Annotated in this window: 20 protein-coding genes; 8 read left to right on the top strand and 12 right to left on the bottom strand. The window is 45.9% G+C overall.

Translation table 11 applies throughout. The features are described 5' to 3' along the window. Window positions 1-218 precede the first annotated feature (218 nt). Window positions 219-974 (top strand): 4'-phosphopantetheinyl transferase superfamily protein, encoded by a 756-nt coding sequence (locus tag QUB16_RS22200; protein ID WP_333319439.1) that lies wholly within the window; start codon window positions 219-221, stop codon window positions 972-974. Between the two features lie 118 nt (window positions 975-1092). Beyond that, complete coding sequence (locus QUB16_RS22195) at window positions 1093-1221, top strand: hypothetical protein (RefSeq protein WP_333319437.1); 129 nt, start codon at window positions 1093-1095, stop codon at window positions 1219-1221. A gap of 126 nt (window positions 1222-1347) precedes the next feature. Here QUB16_RS22195 and QUB16_RS22190 read toward each other — a convergent pair whose 3' ends face one another. Continuing rightward, complete coding sequence (locus tag QUB16_RS22190; protein WP_333319435.1) at window positions 1348-2088, bottom strand: response regulator transcription factor; 741 nt, start codon at window positions 2086-2088, stop codon at window positions 1348-1350. Window positions 2089-2621: 533 nt separating this feature from the next. Here QUB16_RS22190 and QUB16_RS22185 point away from each other — a divergent pair. After that, complete coding sequence (locus QUB16_RS22185; RefSeq protein ID WP_333319433.1) at window positions 2622-3368, top strand: creatininase family protein; 747 nt, start codon at window positions 2622-2624, stop codon at window positions 3366-3368. Between the two features lie 154 nt (window positions 3369-3522). Here the strand turns inward: QUB16_RS22185 and ndk are convergent, their stop codons facing one another. Next, window positions 3523-3972: a nucleoside-diphosphate kinase gene (ndk, locus tag QUB16_RS22180; RefSeq protein ID WP_333238417.1), complete on the bottom strand. Its 450-nt coding sequence runs from the start codon at window positions 3970-3972 to the stop codon at window positions 3523-3525. An 803-nt stretch (window positions 3973-4775) separates the two neighbouring features. Here ndk and QUB16_RS22175 point away from each other — a divergent pair. Continuing rightward, window positions 4776-5534, top strand: a complete 759-nt coding sequence (locus tag QUB16_RS22175) for a hypothetical protein (protein ID WP_333319431.1) — start codon at window positions 4776-4778, stop codon at window positions 5532-5534. A 1-nt stretch (window position 5535) separates the two neighbouring features. On the opposite strand, the gene proB is transcribed toward QUB16_RS22175, so the two are convergent. The 9 genes from proB to QUB16_RS22130 form a co-directional block, all read right to left on the bottom strand. Beyond that, on the bottom strand, window positions 5536-6645 hold the full coding sequence (proB, locus tag QUB16_RS22170; RefSeq protein WP_333319429.1) for a glutamate 5-kinase: 1110 nt from the start codon (window positions 6643-6645) through the stop codon (window positions 5536-5538). After that, complete coding sequence (locus QUB16_RS22165) at window positions 6638-7165, bottom strand: YqeG family HAD IIIA-type phosphatase (RefSeq protein ID WP_333319427.1); 528 nt, start codon at window positions 7163-7165, stop codon at window positions 6638-6640. Before QUB16_RS22165 ends, proB begins: the two co-directional genes overlap by 8 nt. A gap of 142 nt (window positions 7166-7307) precedes the next feature. Then, the gene (gene mltG, locus QUB16_RS22160; RefSeq protein WP_333319426.1) at window positions 7308-8432 is read right to left on the bottom strand and encodes an endolytic transglycosylase MltG; all 1125 of its coding nucleotides are present in this window, start codon (window positions 8430-8432) and stop codon (window positions 7308-7310) included. Between the two features lie 247 nt (window positions 8433-8679). Continuing rightward, window positions 8680-9258 carry a DUF3727 domain-containing protein gene (locus QUB16_RS22155; RefSeq protein ID WP_333238411.1) on the bottom strand — a complete coding sequence of 193 codons (579 nt, stop codon included), beginning with the start codon at window positions 9256-9258 and terminating at the stop codon, window positions 8680-8682. 313 nt (window positions 9259-9571) lie between these two features. After that, a complete protein-coding gene (gene ruvX, locus QUB16_RS22150) occupies window positions 9572-10033 on the bottom strand; it encodes a Holliday junction resolvase RuvX (RefSeq protein WP_333319423.1) in 462 nt (153 codons plus the stop codon). Window positions 10034-10310: 277 nt separating this feature from the next. Further along, window positions 10311-11636, bottom strand: a complete 1326-nt coding sequence (locus tag QUB16_RS22145) for a GNAT family N-acetyltransferase (RefSeq protein ID WP_333319421.1) — start codon at window positions 11634-11636, stop codon at window positions 10311-10313. A 191-nt stretch (window positions 11637-11827) separates the two neighbouring features. Further along, window positions 11828-13009 (bottom strand): F420-0:Gamma-glutamyl ligase, encoded by a 1182-nt coding sequence (locus QUB16_RS22140; RefSeq protein ID WP_333319419.1) that lies wholly within the window; start codon window positions 13007-13009, stop codon window positions 11828-11830. Between the two features lie 144 nt (window positions 13010-13153). Continuing rightward, window positions 13154-13672, bottom strand: coding sequence for a GNAT family N-acetyltransferase (locus QUB16_RS22135; RefSeq protein ID WP_333319418.1), 519 nt, complete (start codon window positions 13670-13672; stop codon window positions 13154-13156). After that, window positions 13656-13955, bottom strand: coding sequence for a DUF1778 domain-containing protein (locus tag QUB16_RS22130; RefSeq protein WP_333051545.1), 300 nt, complete (start codon window positions 13953-13955; stop codon window positions 13656-13658). The genes QUB16_RS22135 and QUB16_RS22130 overlap by 17 nt, the downstream gene beginning before the upstream one ends. Window positions 13956-14626: 671 nt before the next feature. Here QUB16_RS22130 and QUB16_RS22125 point away from each other — a divergent pair. Further along, a complete protein-coding gene (locus tag QUB16_RS22125) occupies window positions 14627-15898 on the top strand; it encodes a hypothetical protein (protein ID WP_333319416.1) in 1272 nt (423 codons plus the stop codon). 291 nt (window positions 15899-16189) lie between these two features. On the opposite strand, the gene QUB16_RS22120 is transcribed toward QUB16_RS22125, so the two are convergent. Beyond that, window positions 16190-16930: an SIMPL domain-containing protein gene (locus QUB16_RS22120; RefSeq protein ID WP_333319414.1), complete on the bottom strand. Its 741-nt coding sequence runs from the start codon at window positions 16928-16930 to the stop codon at window positions 16190-16192. Between the two features lie 125 nt (window positions 16931-17055). On the opposite strand from QUB16_RS22120, the gene QUB16_RS22115 reads away from it, so the two are divergent. The 3 genes from QUB16_RS22115 (at window position 17056) to QUB16_RS22105 (ending at window position 20654) form a co-directional block, all read left to right on the top strand. Further along, a complete protein-coding gene (locus QUB16_RS22115) occupies window positions 17056-17439 on the top strand; it encodes a YkvA family protein (RefSeq protein WP_333319412.1) in 384 nt (127 codons plus the stop codon). Window positions 17440-17647: 208 nt separating this feature from the next. Then, on the top strand, window positions 17648-20014 hold the full coding sequence (pcrA, locus tag QUB16_RS22110) for a DNA helicase PcrA (RefSeq protein WP_333319410.1): 2367 nt from the start codon (window positions 17648-17650) through the stop codon (window positions 20012-20014). Between the two features lie 34 nt (window positions 20015-20048). Beyond that, window positions 20049-20654: a hypothetical protein gene (locus tag QUB16_RS22105; RefSeq protein WP_333319408.1), complete on the top strand. Its 606-nt coding sequence runs from the start codon at window positions 20049-20051 to the stop codon at window positions 20652-20654. Window positions 20655-21005 lie beyond the last annotated feature (351 nt).

Here is a 21005-nt window from a genome sequence, read left to right as displayed (position 1 = left end):
TTTCTCAAAGTAGAACAGGCATCTTGCCTGTTTCTCAAAGTAGAACAGGCATCTTGCCTGTTTCTCAAAGTAGAACAGGCATCTTGCCTGTTTCTCAAAGTAGAACAAAAGTAGAACAGGCATCTTGCCTGTTTCTCAAAGTAGAACAAAAGTAGAACAGGCATCTTGCCTGTTTCTGGGAATGCTGGATGAGGTGACTCAGAAAAGAAGATAAATACATGATTGCTGCTTTTGATTCGTGGAAGTCCCCACCGCAAAACCTGACATTGGATCAGGGCGAAATTCATGTTTGGCGCGTCTCTCTGGCTCAAACAGAATCTTGCTTGCAGAGTTTACAACAGACTCTCTCTACAGACGAGCGGACAAAAGCCGAGGGTTTCCACTTTCCCAAAGGTCGATCGCAATTTATTGTGAGTCGTGGCGCACTCAGAGCGATTCTGAGTCGCTATCTTAACATAAATTCTCACATTTTGCGCTTTGACTACAATCCCTACGGCAAACCTTCTCTCATCGTCGCCCAAGGTGGAAATACCCTGCATTTCAATTTGTCTCACTCAGGGAGCATGGCTCTAGTTGCTATTACCAAAAATCGAGATATTGGTGTCGATATTGAAGGAATAAATCCCAACTTTCCTTGTCTGGAGATTGCTGAAAAGTTTTTTTCGCCAGTAGAAAATTCTGTGTTGCGTTCGCTCCCAGAACATCTCCAACCCCGCGCTTTTTTTACCTGCTGGACTCGGAAGGAAGCCTACATTAAAGCAGTCGGAAAAGGACTTTCTATTCCCCTGAATCAGTTTGATGTCAGCCTCGCACCAGGAGAACCTGCAGCGCTGTTAAATGTTGAAGACAACCCCGAAGAAGCATCGAGATGGTCTTTAATTGAATTATTTCCCAGTTCAGATATGGTGGCGGCTGTTGCGGTTGCAGGAGATTGCTGGAAACTTCATTGTTGGGAGTGGACAGGGGAGTTTTAATTTATACTGAGATGTTGCAGCATTATCAATAAGCTTTTTATGAACAGGCTTTTCGGCCTGTTCCACAAGAAAATTTACTCTTTGTGGAACAGGCCGAAAAGCCTGTTCCTGACGCAAGATGCCTGTTCCACAAGAAAATTCACTGTTTGTGGAACAGGCCGAAAAGCCTGTTCCTGAGAATGGTGCAAGATGTGAGTTTATACCGATCGCCCACGGTAAAAGAGAACGGCAACAGTCGCTGGAATAGCTCTACTGGTTGCACCTCCAAGCTATTGTATTGCCCACCCTCCATAGACAAATAAGGACACAACATTTTTGTGTCCTTATTTGTCTATTCGACTGCAACTTGCCACCGTACAACTGATTTAATAATTTAACCAAATCGATAGCCGAACCCGCGTACCGTAATGATATATTCCGGTTGGGCCGGATCGATTTCCAACTTTTCGCGCAGCCAGCGGATGTGAACGTCAACTGTTTTGCTGTCTCCGATAAAATCTTGACCCCAAATTTTTTCCAGCAACTGATCGCGAGACCAAACTCGCCGGGGATTACTCATAAATAGTTCTAGTAAGCGAAACTGTTTAGGAGAAAATTTCACTTCCAGACCGCGAACCAACACGCGGCACTCTTCAGGATACAGAGTTATGCTCTTATATTGCAGCGTCCTCGGTTCCGGTAACCTACTGAGGCGCTGGCGTCGCATCAGCGCCCGACAGCGAGCGATAAACTCCCGCATTCCAAAAGGCTTGGTCAGATAATCATCCGATCCGGCTTCTAGGTAAAAAGCGCAATTGTTGGCACTTCCTCTAGCACCGATAATCAAAATAGGGACGGGATTTCCTTGATGCCGTAACATTCGACACAGATCCAAACCGTTAATTGAATCCATAATTAACAGGTTAAAGGCAAATTCACCCTGGTATGACGAAGAAGCCTGTACAGAAGGCAGAGCGTTGCGCCCGTCGCTAGTAACCACCACCTCATAGCCCTGTTCTTTAAGGGCTAAAGCTAGCATTTCCCGCAACAGATCTTCACCTTCTAATAACAAGATACGGCCGGCTTGTCCAACAGCCAACCTTGAAGGACTTTCGCTTAATTCAACAGAAGACATAAATATCAGTGGGAGTGATGTTTGTATGTGGCTAGCGCGAGGTACCTTCTTCAGTAGCTGAGGCACTCTCGCGCTGCGATCGCTTGTACGATCGCCATTTGTTCGATCGCTTAAAATCCTTCGCCCGTCCATCCCACAGACATGCGCTCGACCTTTGCTACTTGCTCATACAAGGAATACAGCCGTAGAGCAGTTGCCGGAGCCGCGCTGTCTGCCTGCGTCCAGGCCACAGAAGTCTGGTCATTTTTCGGGGTCGGTGTTAATTTCATAAAACATTGCCCGCTGTTAATCGACCAGGTAACACCCAATCTATAGGGAGATGCTTGCTATACTACTCTTAAAAGGTTATTAAAAGGTAAAATTTTGGTAATCAATTGGTTAAATTATTAACGTTAAGTAATATAACGGTAAAGTGACGATCGCACTGTAGAGCTTTTTTTAAGAATACAATAATAAGTTGCTCCAAAGTCCTTTTTTTTCGCGTGCCGGCTACGATCGACGATAGCAAGTAAAAATTCTGTAGACTGCCTATCATGTTGCTGCATTTGAGTACCTGGCCCGAGGTAGAAGCTTATCTCGAAAGCTCCCGAGGCATAATTATCCCGATCGGCTCCACCGAACAGCACGGGCCCACCGGCTTGATCGGGACTGACGCCATTGCTGCAGAGGCGATCGCCCGCGGTGTCGGCGAAGCTGCCAATGCCTTAATCGGCCCGACAATTAATGTAGGGATGGCCTTGCACCACACCAGCTTTCCGGGCACAATCAGCCTGCGACCGCAGACGCTGATACTGGTAATCAGGGATTACATCACATCTTTGACAAAAGCGGGATTTGAGAAATATTTCTTCATCAACGGTCACGGCGGCAACATTGCCACCATGAAAGCTGCATTTTCCGAGACTTACGCCCATTTGTCTGACTTAAATTTACCGAATGCCACAAGAATCCAGTGTCAAATCGGCAACTGGTTTATGTGCGGTTCCGTCTACAAACTAGCAAAAGAATTATACGGAAACCAAGAAGGTTCCCACGCCACCCCCAGCGAAATCGCCTTAACCCAGTACCTTTATCCAGAAGCAATCAAGCAAGCTCCGCTTTCGGAAGAAGTCGCTTCCGGGCACAAAATTTTCGGTGCTGCTGACTTCCGCCGCCGATTTCCCGACGGCAGAATGGGTTCAAATCCGGGCTTAGCAACCCCCGAACACGGTCAGCAGTTTTACGAATTAGCAGTCAAAGAATTGACTAATAATTATTTGGAGTTTTTAAGTTCTGATTAACGTTTTTTATTCTCGTTACCAGAAAGAGCCTGGTAACGAGAAGAACTCTCAAACTATTCTATATTTTACGGTTGTGAGTGAGTCAGAAACATGATATTTCATCTATCGGAGAAAGGCTATATCTCCCGATTAATCAATCGGGAGAATATCAAAACTATTCCACAATCCAAGGAGTTAAACAAGGTGTCCAAGCACTCAATTCTTCTTCCTTGAACCAGAGACTAATTTCCGCACGGGCAGTCTCGACAGCATCCGAACCGTGAATCAGATTACGGCCGACATTGACGGCAAAATCGCCCCGAATTGTCGCCGGTTCTGCATTCAGAGGATTTGTTGCGCCAATGATTTTTCTCGCCGACGCCACAACGCCGTCGCCTTCCCACACCATCGCCACTACAGGGCCTGAAGTGATAAAGTTTACCAATCCAGCAAAGAAGGCTTTTTCTTTGTGAACATCATAATGTTGTTCCGCTAGTTCGCGACTCGCCGTCATTAGCTTCATACCAACTAGCTTAAAGCCCTTGGCTTCAAAACGACCGATAATTTCGCCGACGAGTCCGCGCTGTACGCCGTCGGGCTTAATCGCTAAAAAAGTCCGTTCCAAGATTAACTCCTATAATTGTGTTAACTGATCCAAAAGATAGAGTAACTCACAACGCACCTAAAGGCAATTCTGAGAATTGGAAATTGTCATTTGGAGACTTATGGCCACAGGAAGAAGGAAGAAGGAATAAGAAGAGGGAAGAGAAAAGAGGGAAGAACCAATAAAACCAAGGGTTAAAGAAACCGGGTTTCTCATAAAAATTTTTGTTGAGCAGCGATGAATCTCCGAAGAAACCAGGTTTCGAGACTCCTATGCGTCTAGGACTGATTTGCAGGGAGCATCCCGATTTTGTAAACAGCATTTTTTAGGAGTTCGAGCAGAATGCTCATTTGGCTATATTAAGTTAATCAGCCTTGAAATTATCGGTCAATAAATAATCAAACTCTTGTGGCGTGGCTTTCAGCAAGACCCTAAATATGCCATTTAAATGTAGAACATTTTATCTCTAGCGAACAAGATGCTCGCACTTCTGGCACAATATGATACAAGTCAATCGATTTTAGATTTTAGATTTTAGATTTTAGATTTTAGAATTGAAGCATTGACACCACGGATAAATTCGGGGGCTGGCTTATCGGATACAGGTTTTTTATTTTTCCGTCCTGAGTCTGCGAAGGAATGAATCACGTGGCGGGTATCCGGGATGCTTGCGGTCACAATTTGCTGTGACTGCAAACACTCTTACCTATGATCTCAAATACAAATATATATGATAATAAACACAATTATTTAGGCTCAAAAATATAGATAATTAACAGAGGTATGAAGATTATCTTGACAGCCACCCTTCAGACGAAAAAAGTATGAAATCCATTGTAGCATTCATTGAACCCAAAAAGCAAGAGTTTGCAAAATTGCCATTGTTTGACTTTCTAGCCAATAAACACATCCACGCGAATCAACGACTAATTTTTGCACCTGTACTCGCTCCTTTGGCTGTGGGATTGAGCGATTTAAATAAATATGTATTGCGAGAATCTTCTAGTAATAGCAAAGTTCAGGAACTAATTAATAAATATACTTATAAAAAAAACTATTACTGGCACGACTATCTAGAATACCTAGAGGAACTAGGCTTAAACCAATTAATGAGTTACGGCGACTTCAGACTGCTTTGGGGTGAAGAAACTAAAAAAACTCGATCGCTATGTTCAGTGCTCGAACGCTACGCTTGGAAAGCCTCTCCCATTGAGAAACTGGTGTTAGTGGAAGTCCTCGAAGGAACGGCAAAAGTTTTTTTTGAGGCGGCGCTTGCAGTGGTAATGGAATTACAGCAAGTTACCCAAAAAGAATATGTTGATTTTGGAGGAGGTTATGGGGGTTTAGAAAATTATCACCTTTTAAACACGCCAGAGATGTTGGAAGTTTTAGCAGAGATCAAACTTACTAATGCGGAATGCCAAGCAGCTTTAGAATTAGCACAAAATGTATTTGAACTGTTTACAGAAGCGATGAACGAGCTATTCCAACACAGCAAAACCAATTCTTGCAAGACTGTGCTGCAAATATCCTCAATTTCTACCTTCGCTCATTGCCCGATCGACTTTCTCGATATTTGTTAGTTTAAACAATCACTAAATTATCTCGGTGTACCGCCGTTTCTACGCCTGCATAGCCTAAAATCTCAGCAATTTTCTCTGACTTGCAGCCCTGGATTTGTCTCAATTCTAAACTGCTATAATTCACAAGTCCTCTAGCAATTTGCTGGCCGGCTGCATCGCACAACTGCACGGAATCATCAGCTTGAAATTCTCCTTCTACTTGAGCAATACCCGCAGCTAAAAGCGATTTTCCGCCGTGGGAAATTGCCTTGACAGCACCCGCATCTAAATATAGTTTTCCGGCCGGAATTAGCACGTTAGCTATCCAGTGTTTGCGAGCGTTTACAGGGCGCGGTTGAGGCTCGAATTGAGTACCGATCGACTCTCCGTTAAGTATTTTCTCGATATTACCAGGAAAGCAGCCGTCAGTGATGACAGTCCGCACTCCCGATGCAGTTGCTATTCTCGCCGCTTCAATTTTTGTCACCATTCCGCCGGTTCCCCAACCGCTGCGGGAATCTCCTGTTTGCACCTGAAATTCTGTGAGCTGTGCCATACTTTGGACTAGGGCGATCGGCTGTGCGTCGGGATTGCTGCGCGGATCGGCGGAATACAGCCGATCGACATCTGTGAGCACAAACAACCAATCTGCTTCTACCAAACTCGCTACTAGCGCCGAAAGCGTGTCGTTATCGCCAAATTTGAGCTCGTCTACCGCTACTGTATCGTTTTCATTGACGATCGGAATCACGCCCAACCTGAGCAGTTGCCCAAAAGTATTGCAAGCGTTAACATAACCATTACGCTGCACTAAATCGCCCCTGGTGAGCAATACTTGAGCGATCGGCTGTTGTAGAGTAGTAAACAAGTCATCGTACACCCGCATCAGCCGCCCTTGGCCCACAGCCGCCACAGCCTGTTTCATAGCAATGTTTCGCGGGCGTTCCGTCAAACCCAAGCGCGCGCAGCCAACCCCAACCGCACCCGAAGAAACCAAAACTACTCGATGACCTTGCTGCCGCAAATCAGCTAAAATTTCGACCAATGCAGCAATAGTTGAAAGAGCTAAGTTTCCTGTAGTCGATCGAGTCAGAGTCGAAGTTCCAATTTTAACAACAATAGTTTTAGTCATGATCTTTAATTTTCAGAGAAGCCCCCAAAGCTTGAGAAACCCAAACTTCAAAAGAGCGCACCGGATACTTGCGAAGTGCATACCCAGCATCAACCATTGGTTCCACTAAAATAGTGAACATACCCAAACGATTGCCTGCCAAAACATCAGTAAAAAGTCGATCGCCCACCATCGCCACCTGTTCCACCGGCAAATTCATCGCATTAATAGCCCTTCGCAACTTGCGGCGCGACGGCTTAGCCGCACCCGTGATGTAAGGTAGATTCAAAGACTCAGCAATCCGACCGATGCGAGTCTGGCTTAAATTATTGCTAGCCAACCACAGCGATACCACAGGTTTAATTTCTTCCACCCACAGCGTGAGTTCAGGAGAAGCATTCATTGCTGTAATGGGAACGAGAGTTTCGTCCACATCCAAAACTAATCCTTTAATATTATATTGTTGAAGAATATCTACCGTTAATTTCATGACTGAATCGCCTAGAACTAAGTCAGGCTGTAGTATTTTACCCCAAGTCATAATGATTTTAGATTTTAGGTTTTAGATTGAGAAATAAGAAATTGGAAGTTAAAGATTAAAAAAGTAAAAAATCAAAACTTAATAATTATTGCTTTTGCTTTGTTATTTTTGACTTTTTACTTTTGTATTACTGATTGCCCATCTATTGACCCGATCGCACTTTTTGGTCAACTTGAGCCACAGCAGCATTGTGTTCGGCCAGAGTGCGGCTGAAAATGTGAGTGCCGTCATACCGCGCCATAAAATACAGGTATTCTGTATTTTCTGGAGTCAGAGTCGCCTCCAAACTTGCTATTCCCGGAGATGCGATCGGAGTTGGGGGCAGTCCTGGATTTATATAAGTATTGTAAGGAGAAGGCGTTTCTACTTGCTTAAAAGTCAGAGGCTTTTCCTTAGTTTGCCTGATGCCGAGAGCGTATTCAACTGTCGGGTCAGAACCCAACGCCATACCCTTTTTCAGACGGTTGTTGAACACTCCAGAAATGCGGTTCCGCTCGGAAGCAACCACAGCTTCTTTTTCTACAATACTGGCCAAAGTCACCCATTCTTTGAGAGAGAGCTTTGTATTATTCTGATTTTTTTGATATACCGGCAAAGCTGTCTGCTCGAAACGGGTGAGCATTTGTGAGATCGCAGCTTGAGGAGTAATTCTATCGCCGTCTAGCTGATAAGTATCCGGGTACAAAAAACCTTCCAAATGAGGCAATCCGCTCGGCAGCCAAGGGTATTGAGCGTAAGGAATTTGACTTGCTGCAGCCATAAACTCCTTAGCCGGAAAAAAGCCTTGCGCTTCAAAATAAGCGCTCATTTGTTGCAGCGACCACCCTTCGGGAATCGTGAAACTCTGCTGTGCGACTTCGCCCTTCCAAATTTTGTCAGCAACTGCACTCAGAGGCTGAGTCGGCGACAGTTGGTAAGTTCCTGCTTGAAAACCTCCCTCGCGGTTTTGCAGAGTCAGCCAGCGGGCCCACATATTCCATGCCGAGCTCGATCGAATCAACCCCGCTGCCTCTAAATCCCGGCCGATTTTTTGACTGGGAGTACCCTCCGGGATTTGGATCGAAACAGCAGCATCCTCTGCCGGATTCCCCGATGAGGATGTGATTTTAGGCGCAGCCGAAGCCCAGCTCCACCAAGCCCAGCCCTGCCAAGCGCAAACTCCCCAGATTGCCGGCAGCAACGCCAGATAAAACAACCATTTAGAGACTTGCGGAGTACCTTTTCGGCCCTCGCGCGCGCTGCCTTTTGTCATTTGTTCTTTATTCATAGTCCGTTGTCCTGGATAAGCGGCGGGTAACTAGCGACTAATGACTGATGACCTGCGATTGATGACCGAAAAGTTAGGAATACAAGCCCTTTAAAAGACCCTATTCACGCGGCCCAATTCAAAAGCCCGATCGCGAAGGCAGAAACGGCCACCTCGAAAAAGTTCGATCGGGCTAGCAGTTTACTTTTTTATAAAATAGTAAAAAATTCTGCTTTTTGCCATCAGGCCTTGTGCCTGCAATTAATATCTAATCAAGCTCATCAAAGAACTGGTCTTCCAGCATAGGTAACATCGGTTCCAGCCTTTGGAACTCTTCTTCCGAAAGCAATTCTGGCTTGCCGTCGTCATCCATTCTAGCCAAGATAAAGAACGGGTCTAGAGGCGTATAAATCGCATATTCCTGTTCTTCGTGGTAGAAACTCGTCAGCCACATCAGCTCCTCGAAATCCGACTCCTCATCGGGATCGACATCAGATGCCATATCCTCTTCGGGAAATTCCGGCAATTCGCCAACCACAGTCAGCGTCACCGCTGTGCGTCGGAGCGTCAAGTTCTGCTCTTGCAGGACAACTTTAGCAGTCTCAAAAATTTTGTCAATTTCGGTTTCGTCTTCTACAGGAATTGCTGCTTCGTCCGTCTCGTCTCCCTGCCAAGTAAAAATTTCTACGGGTGAGTCAATCGGAAGCAGCAAAGCGTATTCTTGACCTTCGAGATTCATAGAATATTCTATGTTGCAAGTCAGCGATCGCCCAACTTCATCCGTCAAGGTGACGGACTCTTCGTTGGAATTGCCATTCTCTTTTTTGCGGTATGGGGATGAGGACATCGCGTGTATCTTAGTTTTCCGTCAATAATTCAGTAACGTTTGCTTGACAATTGGGAATTTTCGTGGCGATATTCTGGCTAAGTGGGCGATCGCCAGTCCACCAGCTTAAACCGCGAGACTCGCGGCCTTTTCCACAGGCGAGGAGTGCAGCGTTTAAATCTCAGTCGAGTCAGCAACCGACACTGAGGACAAATCACGATTTTGTGCTTCTTGAGTACCGAGGGTACAGCAGAATTTTCTCCAGTTTGTCAAGGGTTACAGGTGTGCGTAGCAAACTTGCACAACCAGGATATCACGCCTTTGTTACCAGCTATCAAGGATTGGGAAGGGCAAAGATATTTTGCCTCCGCTCGTCTAGCCACTGCTGCAAAATCAGGGCTGCGGCTTTGCGATCGATCGCACCCTTATTATTTTGCGACGGCGAAATCCCTGAAGCTTTCATCAATTCCTCTGCCTCAACCGAAGTCAGGCGCTCGTCCACGTACTCTAGGGGGAGCTCTAAGGCGGAGGCGATGCGATTCGCATATTTCTGCACCTGTCGGGCTTGAGCGCCCAATTCTCCGCTCAGGGAGTAGGGCAAGCCTGCAACCAAAATTTGCACTCTCCGCTCTCGCACGAGTTCTCGGAGATAAGCTACGTCTCGATCGAAGGACGATCGTACCAGTGTTGTAATGCCCGTAGCTATTAAACCCGTGCCGTCACACCCGGCGATGCCGACTCGTTTGAGACCGATATCTAATCCCAGTGCTGAAATCCATAATTTATTGTTGGACATTATCAATCAATCAATTTTAGATTTTAGATTTTAGATTTTAGATTTTAGATTTAGTGTTTTTTTGCGGAAATAATCTTATTTGACGAACCGCGAAGACGCTAAGGACGCGAAGGAAGTAGAGAATAAAGTAAGAATAAGATAGGTAATCTTAAGTTGATATCAATCAAAAGCAGAAGGGATATTTTGGGATTAGGGAAAAAAAAAGGAATTTTTTGGATGATTAATTCTATTTTTTTCGGCCTTCTACCTTTTACCTTCTGCTTTTAACTATTAAGTATTAACTTTTATCTTGGGAGCCTTCGTCTAGAGGCAACTCCGGCAATTTGAGAGGCAAAATGCTGCTGCTATCTGTTGCCGAGGATTCGGAATTTTGGAAGTTCAAGGGGTTAACTTGATTCGTTTGGCTGTTTCCTGAGTCAGCCAACAGCGGTTTAATCTCGGAGGATGCGGGCCCTGCTGCTGCTTCCCCAGCCATCGGGCCGAGCCAGGACATCCGGCCTGGTACGGGTTTGCGAGTTGGCTGGAAGCTTTGCAGCATTTCTGATAGCTGGAGTCCTTCGAGAGAGACCAACTTGGACTCGCGCAATTTGTGCCACACCGATCGAGACATCAGCAAACTGTGTTCCAGGCGCACTGCTCCAAATTGCTCTAAATAAGCTTCCCGTTCCGGCTGATAGTCAGCGGAAGCCAGTTGCAGGCTTTGAAGGGGGAAATCTTGAACCAGCCGCGCCATCTGGGACAGCAGTTCTGGGTAAAGCCAAGTGTAGGCCGGGTGTACAGTCAACTGGGCGACGTGCGGTTGCTGGCCGTTGCGGGATAGCTGCACCTGAAAATAGCCGATCGCGGCTTTGCGCTGCGGTTCAAACACGTAGCCGCTGACTACCTCGGTTTTGCCCAGCCACTGTCTGACACCTTCGACTAAAGCGCCGAAAAAACTGGTTTTGAAATCTTGAATGTGGCGATCGAATACTTGGCGCACCAGCGGCGGCATAGACGCGGTATCCAGTTGGTATAGCAACTGAGCGTCTGCGTTGCTCACCGGCAGCAGGTTGGGCAAATCTGGGGTCGAGGAAGCCATTTCTTGCAGGCGTTCTGGGGCGATCGTCCAGTATGTCATCTGGGCCAAAGGCTGAAACCCGTTTTGCCGATACAAAGCCAAGGAAGTTTTGTCGCCGACATTCACTTCCAACAGCCATGTCCGCGCCTCCCAGACTGCCTCAAAGCAGTACCGCAGCAGCATGGAACCAATTCCTTTGCTGCGGGCTTCCGGGTCTACTCCTATGCGATCGATCCGCCAAGTGCTGCGGGTGCGGTTGAAAGGAGAAATCTGAATTATGCCCTTAACTTTCCCCTCTTCTTCGGCCACGTGGGCACGGAACAGGGACTGACAAGGGTTGGGAAACAAGCTAAAAATCTTTAGTAGTCCGTACCAGCGACGAATCTGCTGCAACTTTCTACCTAGTACCAAGTCGCAGCTTGCGCCCTTGCGGTTTTCTGGCTCGTCGGCTGTTTCCGCGCACAGTTGTTCCATCACCTCGATGTCGCGATACTGAAACGGGCGAATCACAACCTGGTTTTGGTTTTGGGAGGGAGATGAAGTCATAGCATAAAAGTGGAGAATGGAAATTTTAAAATAAAAATTCAGAAAGGGGAAGAGTTAGAGAAGTTTTGAGTTTTGAATGGGTAAATTTTGAGTTCAAAACTTATAACTTTTGATTCTTCTCCCTTTCTTGCTCGATCGAAAATTAAAAATTTCAAATCATCTTTTTGAATTTTTAATTTTCTGTTTTCAACTCAAGATTTTTGTGGCAGAGGTCGGATTACAACGACCGGTGTGCGCTCGTCACCATTCCCGGCGGGGTTGCTTCGCAAGGCTTGCTCTAAGAATGTTACCGATAAATCGGAGGTCGCTGCTAATATCTTAACTGCTTTCAAGTCATTAGCGTCTACGATCGCCGCCGCAAGTCCGGTTTCTCGTTGAATTTCTTCTACAACTTGCTGGGGATTGTCCGGGCCTAGGACAATAAATTGGTCGAAGGGAGGCAAAGTCCCGGTAACGTCGTCGATCAGCCTTGCTTGTTCCCCCGCTAGTTGGTAAAAGACTCCCGGTTTACCGAATATTTTAGCCACAGCGCCGATCGCAAATGCCGCGACTACCCGCCAAGGCCCAACTACATCCACCAACGTCTGCATTCCGCAAGCAGTGGCCAAACTCGACATCGGCAAGAAAAACAAGCACACTCGCTTTGCCGCCCATCCGGGTTTGACTTCGCTGGGATGGCGATAGCGTCCCTGCATCAAAGCTAGGGGAGTTTCTGCCAGGGCGACAATATCGCCTTTCTGGGCGCGCGGCAGCACGTACCGCTTGACAATTTCGACGGGATTGTCCAATTCCGCCAGTATGTGAGTGCGAATCGGCAAGACTTCTGCAACTCCGACATTTCTGGCGATGGGTACGGTGTCCGAGTTGGGAAATTGCAGGGGAACTACTACGTTACGGACTTTGGGGATGCGCCCGCCCGGGCCGTAGGTGATGAAATGTATTTGCACCCAAGCTGACTGCAATTTGGTTAAATCTTGCCCTTGAATGTCTACAGAAACTTTAATTTTCGTGGTTTTTTGGGCTTTAACAATATAGCCGAACCAGTAATCGTCTGCTCTGGCTGCTGCGTCTTTGTGGCAAGGAATCACCTTTGTCTGGGAAGTAACGCCATCCAAACTTCCGTCTGACAGCAGTTTCACCTGTGCCCGCACTTCCGGCAACATAATCTCAAACCGCTGTGTCAGGTTGCGGAACTCCATTTCCCCGACTAAAAGATAGCGGTTGGGTTCGTTTATGGCTAAGTGCCATTCTCCGGCTGTTAGTTCTAGTTTATTTGCACTCCCAGTCCGGCGATAGTTCAACTCTAGGCCCAATCCGCCCAATGCTAGCAGCGAACCGGCTGCTGCGATTCCTGTTGCTAAAGTCTCAATCACTCAAATCACCGCCAATAATATTTTGTGTTTACTGTAGTCGATATCGGGTACTTTGAGCGCCGATCCGGTAGTAATTGGATTTGTGGGGGTTGTTGCGGGCGGGGTTCGAGAGTGGAAGGGGCGATCGGTTTATAACAAAATCAACTAAATGTTAGAATTTTGACAAAGTTCTTCAACCGATTTCATGGGTAGATAAAGCTTCATCGGGTTTTGTTTAAACTTTTGAAAACCATATTTTTGATAGAAATTGGCTGCTGGCTCATCCAGAGCTTCTGCAATGACAGCGAGAGATGCAACTTGTGCAGTTGCCAAGAGTGCTTTTGTCAAAGCATCTATCAGAATCAACTCGCCGAGATGTTGACCTTGATAAGTACGATCGACTGCCAAACGACCGAGCAATGTAGCAGGTAGAAGGGGATAGCGGGGCAGCTTTTTTGCAAAAGATTCATTCAAATCTGCGAGTTCAATGGTGTATGCAGAAAGCGTATAATAGGCAATTACATCAGTGTTGGAAGACTCCACTAAAACGAATACGATTGCGACTTTCTTTTTGAGATCCTGAGAAGCTTGTTTACGGATGTAGTTGTCCAAACTATCTTGTCCACAACAAAAAAGCTCTCTGTGATGTCTGCTGCTATCTAAGAGTTCAATTGTGAGTACCATCGCCCATCACTTGTTTGTAGCGCAAGGCTGCTGCTTTGAGAGCTTGATTCGGCTGGGTTGGATTCAGGAGGGCATTTACGAAAGCCTCGCTGTCGTCAAGGTCAAGTTTCAGTCTTTGGTGCTGTTCAATAACTTTGGAAGCGACTGCTTGAACGCTGGCGATGACGAAATCTGTTAAGGTACGTCCTTCTAAGTCAGCGGCTTTTTGCCAAAGGGCTTTAATCTCTGGACTGATACGAGCCTCCAATCGGGCTGACGGTTCCGATTTAGTAGTTTTAGTCATCAGAAAAATGGTTTATCTCATTTATCCATTATATACGGCACTTTTCCCTATGTCACGCTCAAAGTTAGGGATCGATCGAACTTATGCAAAATTACAGGTAAGGGCGATCGCCTCTGGTGGCTAAAGCGGTCAAGTTGCTGTTCAAAGAGCTCGTTCGTGAGTTAGATCACTCCAAAATCAGGCGTTGCTTAATCAGGGTATGAAAAAAATCAGTTGAAAATCCCCAAGCTTTGTGGGTACTGGTTTTTATGACTTGCATATTTAGCCTTTCAGACCGTAAATCCGCAACGTCTACAAAACACATTACTTAATTCAATCATTTAATAGGAAAATTTTATAAAAAGTATATATTATATATATCGGTTTTAAACGTTAAGTTATAAGCTAGCAATCAACTTTTTTTAGAATATTTATTAATCATTTAATCACTAAACAAGCCTGTATACATGAGTTATTCTTGGATCGCTAAGCTAAGACAGTGCCAGATGTGCGATCGCGCGCCTCCAGCTTCTTCAAGGTCGAAGGAACAGCGAGTCCCTACCGCGCTAGCGGTAAGTATTTTTGAGAATCTACTTCTTAAGTAACAGTCCAAATCTAGTTCTTAGGCAGTAGATTTTATTAGAAGTAAATAGTTAGTCTAGTGAATGTAGTAGTAATACCCAAGCATATCCATGACTGATAACAAGCCGCCTTTTAACCAGCCTGAAGCCAATCCTGACTTCCAGGAAAAGAATGTTGACAATAGCGAGAACCAGCAGCTTCAGGCTCAGACTAACGAAAATGCAGAATCAAAGGAAGATCAATCATCAGGCTCAGGCATTGGTGCGAGGATAGCTGGAGCAGCAGTCGGTGGTATACTCGGTGCTCGCTCTGGAGGCATTATTGGTGCTGTAGCAGGCTCAGTTGCTGGCGCTATGATTGGTAAAGGTACTGCTGATACGGTTAACCGTGCTGTAGATAATTTAGGGGATGCAGCACACAGTGTCGCAGACGGTATTACCCACACTGTAGAAGAGCTAGGGACCGTAGTAAAGGAAACTGCTGAGGAAGTTAAACCATCTATCAAAGCTACAGCAGAAGCAATTAAGGAGACAGTTGAGGAAACTAAGCCTTCGATTACAGGTATAGCCGAATCTGTCAATCAGACAGTTAAGGAAGCCAAGCCTTCTGTAGTAGATGCAGTCAAGAGCGCATCCGAGGAAGTCAAACCTACCATTAGAGAAGTAAAAGATTCAGTCAAGCAGACAGTCGAAGGTATCAAGCCTTCTGTACAAAGTGCAGCGGACTCTATTAAGAGCACTGCCGATGAAATTAAGCCTTCTGCCAAAGCTGTAGCTCAGGAAATTGAGGGGGCAACTAAGGAGCTGAGATCGACTGTAAAAGATACAGCGAAAGCAGTTGAGCCCTCTATAAAAAGCGCAGCCGAATCGCTTCAGTCATCAGGCAAGAGTGTAGCTGAATCCATCAAGTCATCTGCTCAAAGCGCTGCCGAATCTGCTAAAGGTGCAGCGCAGGATGTTAAGTCATCTGCCCAAAATGCTGCCGAATCTGCTAAAGGTGCAGCGCAGGATGTTAAGCAGGATGTTAAGTCATCTGCCCAAAATGCAGTCGAATCTGCTAAAGGTGCAGCGCAGGATGTTAAGCACGATGTTAAGTCATCTGCCCCATATGCAACCCCATCTCCTCAAGGTGCAGCGCATGATTTTAAATCATCTGCCCAAAATGCAGCCGGATCTGCTAAACCTGCAGTGCCTGATTTTAAATCATCTGCCCCAAATGCAGCCGAATCCGCTAAACCTCCAGTGCCTGATTTTAGATCCTCGGCCCAATATCTAGCCGAATCCGACGCAGAGGGAAATAAGGATAGCGATATTCACATCTCCGGCAATCCTGAACTCAAGGACAAAGTGGTCATTCATGACAAGAGAATCATTAAGGACTAGGTAAAGTAAGGACTTAACTCCAGCTTGTTAAAGCTAGGGCTAAGAGAGTTTAACAGAGAGTGGATCTGAGAAAAGAGTCCACTCTTTTCTGTGTATGAGAAATGCGATCGCCTAGGGTTTAACAGAGAGTCTATTTATTGAGGAACTCTCCCCCTGAAGAAGGAGAGATTCCGTTTCTAGACTACTGGCAGAAGTGGTTAAAACGGCTAAAGTTTTTTGTACAACAAGCTGCTTGATAAATCGAGAAATAGTTAGGGTCAACCTGATGTGGCCAGTTCAACCCCTAACTATTTAATATCCAATTTGCAAAGTCACAGAAGCTTCTACCTGCTGTTCCCCTCCCACCACTGGCGTTGCAGCGTCAGCAGCAGCCATGCGAGAACCAGCAAACTGCCGGTACATAGGAGGCGGCGCGCTAGCACCGTTGACTTGAATGCCCAGAATCTCTCCCCGCTTCAGGTTGAGGGCGCTAAAGACTGCATCCGCTTGCGCTTGAGCATCTTGAGTTGCTTTTTTGATTGCTTGTTTTTGAGCAGATTCGATCGCACTTTCGGCGGCGGCAAAACTCACACCGTCGATGCGTGTGGCTCCGGCATTCACCGCATCGTCAAGCAAAGTGCCGGCAGATGCAGTATTAATCCGAAAACTGACGGTATTCGTCGCCGTATAGCCAGTCAAGCGCTGCTGGTTGTTTTCGTAACTGTAAGTCGGGCTGAGGGTGATGCCTGCAGTTTCGAGTTTTTCCACTTGGCGCGATCGCAGCAACTCTACCACAGCGGACGATCGTCTCGCCGCTTCCTGCTGCACCTGGGCCGCCGTTTTCCCCTGCACCTCAACTCCCAGCCGCACTTGCGTTTGAGTTGTAGGAATCGCTTCCACACCCCGTCCAGTAACAGTCAGCGTTCTGATCCGCTGTTCTTGAGCCACCGCCGGATCTAATCTCACAAAACTGACGAGAGTTAAGGTTAAACACAACGCTGTTAGCAGACTACGGAATTTAATGCGATCGCCACGTTGCAAATTTGAACTCATAAACTTGATTCTCCTCACATACAACAGATGCTATACTTTACCTTCCCACTGAAAATGCTAAATATCCGGGTTGTTACATTTTTAGTAACTAAAAAAAGTATTAGTTATTAGTCATTAGTCATTATATGCAATCCTTAAAACAAGCAGCCCGCAGACTAAAAAAAGAGACTTACGCTGTTTATTTAGCCAGTACAGACCAGAGAGTACCTGGGTACGCCAGAATTTTAGCAGGGCTTACGGTGGCCTATGCTTTTAGCCCGATCGACTTAATTCCCGATTTCATACCAGTTCTTGGCTACTTGGACGATTTGATAATTGTACCTTTGGGAATTTGGCTGGTACTGAAGATGATTCCGCCACAGGTTTTAGCCGAGTGTCGGGAAAAAGCAGCCGCAGAAATAGAGCGAGGAAAACCGATAAATCAGGCTGCCACTGTTGTGATTATTGCCATCTGGATTGGCTTGGGAATATTAGCAGCAATGTGGCTAACACGGATATTTAAACGTTAAAAAAAATTACTTATCTATTTATAGTCTAAAAAGCGCGCCCAGCACCTTACCGGAAACAACTCGCTGGCTCCAAAAATATTTAAAGTTTGAAAAATTACCGTTCTAGTTATAATATAGAGTGCGCTAGGCGCACCTTACCTTAAAAGAACTCGCGGTATCGCATACCAAGTATTATTTACCCTTAAAAAATTAAACTAACTTTCTAGGTATGACTCAAACCACTGATTTCCTCAGCCACCTCAACCCATCTCAGCGCCAAGCAGTCGCCCATTATAACGGGCCGCTGTTAGTAGTAGCGGGCGCTGGTTCCGGCAAAACCAGAGCTCTAACTTACCGAGTTGCTAACTTAGTTCGCACCCATCGAGTCGATCCTGAAAATATTCTGGCGGTGACATTTACAAATAAAGCCGCCAGGGAGATGAAAGAAAGAATTGAGAAATTGCTGGCAACTCAGCAAGCTGAAGCCGAATATGGCAAACCTTTGGTAGACTTAGCCCCGGATGTGCAGACGAAATTGCGATCGCAAATTTACCAGAGAATTACCAAACACATTTGGATGGGGACTTTTCACTCTTTGTGCGGCCGCATTCTCCGCTACGATATTGAAAAATACCAAGACGAAAAAGGCCGTCAGTGGAAGAAAAACTTTTCTATTTTTGACGATTCAGATGCTCAAAGTCTCGTCAAGCAAATCGTCACCAAAATCCTGAACCTCGACGACAAGAAATTTGACCCGCGAAAAGTCCGCTATGTCATCAGCAACGCTAAAAATAAAGGTTTCTCGCCTCAAGAATACCAAGCAGCAGAACCGGATTATCGAGGTCGTGTGATTGCCGATGTTTACAGTCGCTACCAAGACGCTTTAGCAGCAAACAATGCCCTAGATTTTGACGATTTAATCCTCGTTCCCGTTAAACTTTTGAGCCAAAACGAGCAAGTATTAAGTTACTGGCATAAAAAGTTTTGCCATATTTTAGTTGACGAATACCAAGATACAAACCGCACTCAATACGATTTGATTCGGATGTTGGTGACAAATAACGCCGATCCGAAAAGCTTCGAGAAATGGCAAAACCGCTCGATTTTTGTCGTGGGCGATGTCGATCAATCAATTTACAGCTTTCGGATGGCAGATTATACCATATTGCTGGAATTTCAAGAGGATTTTGGAGATGGTTTGTCCGACGAAAAAACTCGGACAATGGTAAAATTAGAGGAAAATTATCGATCGCGCGAAAACATCCTGCAAGTCGCGAACCACTTGATCGAACACAATACCGAACGGATCGAAAAAATTCTGCGCCCTACTCGCGAACCGGGAGCTCCGATTGTTGTCTGGCGCGCCGACAACGAATTAGATGAAGCGGAATTTGTAGCAGGTCAAATTCATTCCTTAAAGCGCCAAAACTCCGAATACGAAAACGGCAGTAACTTTGCGATTCTCTACCGCACAAACGCTCAATCTCGATCCTTTGAAGAAGCGTTAATGCGTTTAGACATTCCTTACAATATTGTCGGTGGCCTCAAGTTTTACGATCGCAAAGAAATCAAAGATATCCTAGCATACCTGCGGGCCCTTGCCAATCCCGACGATAGCGTCAGCCTCAAACGCATCATCAATACTCCCCGTCGCGGCATTGGAGATACCACATTTTCCAAAATCGAAGACGCTGCAACTCAATTGGGCATTCCGTTGTGGGAAATCCTCAGCGATGAATCTTCTGTCAATACTCTAGCAGGGCGATCGGCAAAAGCTATTATTAAGTTTGCCGAAATGATTGGTCGTTGGCAATCGCAAGTTGAAACCCTGCCCGCTTCGCAAATTGTCCAAGGAATTATCCAAGATTCAGGCTACATTGAAGATTTGAAAAATCAAGGAACAGAGGAAGCCGAGAATCGGATAGAAAACGTCAAAGAATTGTACAATGCAGTGCTGCAATTTGAAGAACAAAACGAAGAACCGACGCTGACATCATTTTTAGCAAAAGCATCTTTAGCATCCGATTTGGATGACTTGCAGGAAGAAGATTCCCGCGTGTCGCTGATGACGCTGCACTCAGCAAAAGGGTTAGAATTTCCCGTAGTATTTCTAGTCGGAATGGAACAGGGTTTATTTCCAAATTTCCGCAGTTTAGACGACCCGAAAGCGATCGAAGAAGAACGCCGTTTGTGCTACGTCGGCATCACTCGCGCCCAGGAATTGCTATTTCTCACCCACACTCGCGAACGCCGCCTTTGGGGAGGTTTCCGGGAACACTGCACCCCTTCGCTATTCTTAGGGGAATTGCCGCCACATTTGCTGGCTGGAAGTGCGAAGAAAACTAAAGCGGGGAAAACGGCTGCATCTAAAGGAAAAACTAATAATTCAGCAGCAAATTCCGGCACTTCTCAACCGGGAAACAATGGACAATCGGCGGATTGGAAAACGGGCGATCGGGTTTTTCATCATGCTTTTGGAGTTGGAGAAATTACCCATGTTTTGGGAGAAGGCGATAAAACTAATCTGGCAATTAAGTTTTCAGGTTTGGGCAGAAAAATCATCGATCCGAGAACAGCTAAGTTGCAGCGAGTGTAATAGAAAAGCAGAAATAAAAACAACATCAGATTTTATGCCTTACAGTCAATTTACAACGATCGGCAAAGTTAAAGAAGCCTTCAATCTCACAGCAGTCGAAGGAATCAGATTTCTGCCGGAAATCGAGCCGATCGCACCCGCAACAGCCTTGCAAACCCTGCTAGAGACAAATTTGCCTTGGGCGATCGCTACTAGCACAGAAAAAGCCCGTTCTGAAGCTATTATCAACCCTGTATTGCTGGAAGTTCGCAATATTCTGAACCAACAAATCAGCGTGTTTTCGGGTGAAGAATTTAATGTCGATGCTGCTGTTGGACTTACAGGAGTTTGCGATTTTCTCATCAGCCGTTCCCCCGAACAATTAGACATTGAAGCCCCAGCAATTGTGATGGTAGAAGCTAAAAAAGGAGATTTGAAAGTAGGTTTGGGTCAATGTATTGCTGAAATGGTGGCTGCCCAGAGGTTTAATGAAGCGAAAGGGATCTCGATATCAGCCATCTACGGCAGCGTTTCCAGCGGCACAGCTTGGCGGTTTCTCAAGCTGGAAGGGCAAATAGTGACGATCGATCTTACCGACTATCCGCTACCTCCCGTAGATAAAATATTGGGATTTTTAGTCTGGATGGTGCGCCAAAATTAGCATATATCAAATCCGGGTTGAAAACTAGCGCGCGATCGGAGTCGGCGGTTTCAACCGCTACTAAACAACCAAAGTCCGAACAGAGGGGACTCAAAAGAAATGATTCAAGACTCTCCCGTAGGGAATCGCCCCTCGATCGATCTTATCTCACATCTTGCACCCTTCTCAAGAACAGGCTTTTCGGCCTGTTCCACAAGAAAATTCACTCTTTGTGGAACAGGCCGAAAAGCCTGTTCATAAAAGACTTATTAACAATAATGCAACATCGCAAGATGCCTGTTCCACAAGAAAATTCACTCTTTGTGGAACAGGCCGAAAAGCCTGTTCATAAAAGACTTATTAACAATAATG

This window comes from Microcoleus sp. D3_18a_C4 (assembly GCF_036702415.1).
GTDB lineage: Bacteria > Cyanobacteriota > Cyanobacteriia > Cyanobacteriales > Microcoleaceae > Microcoleus.
This window is presented reverse-complemented; position numbering and strand designations above follow the sequence as displayed.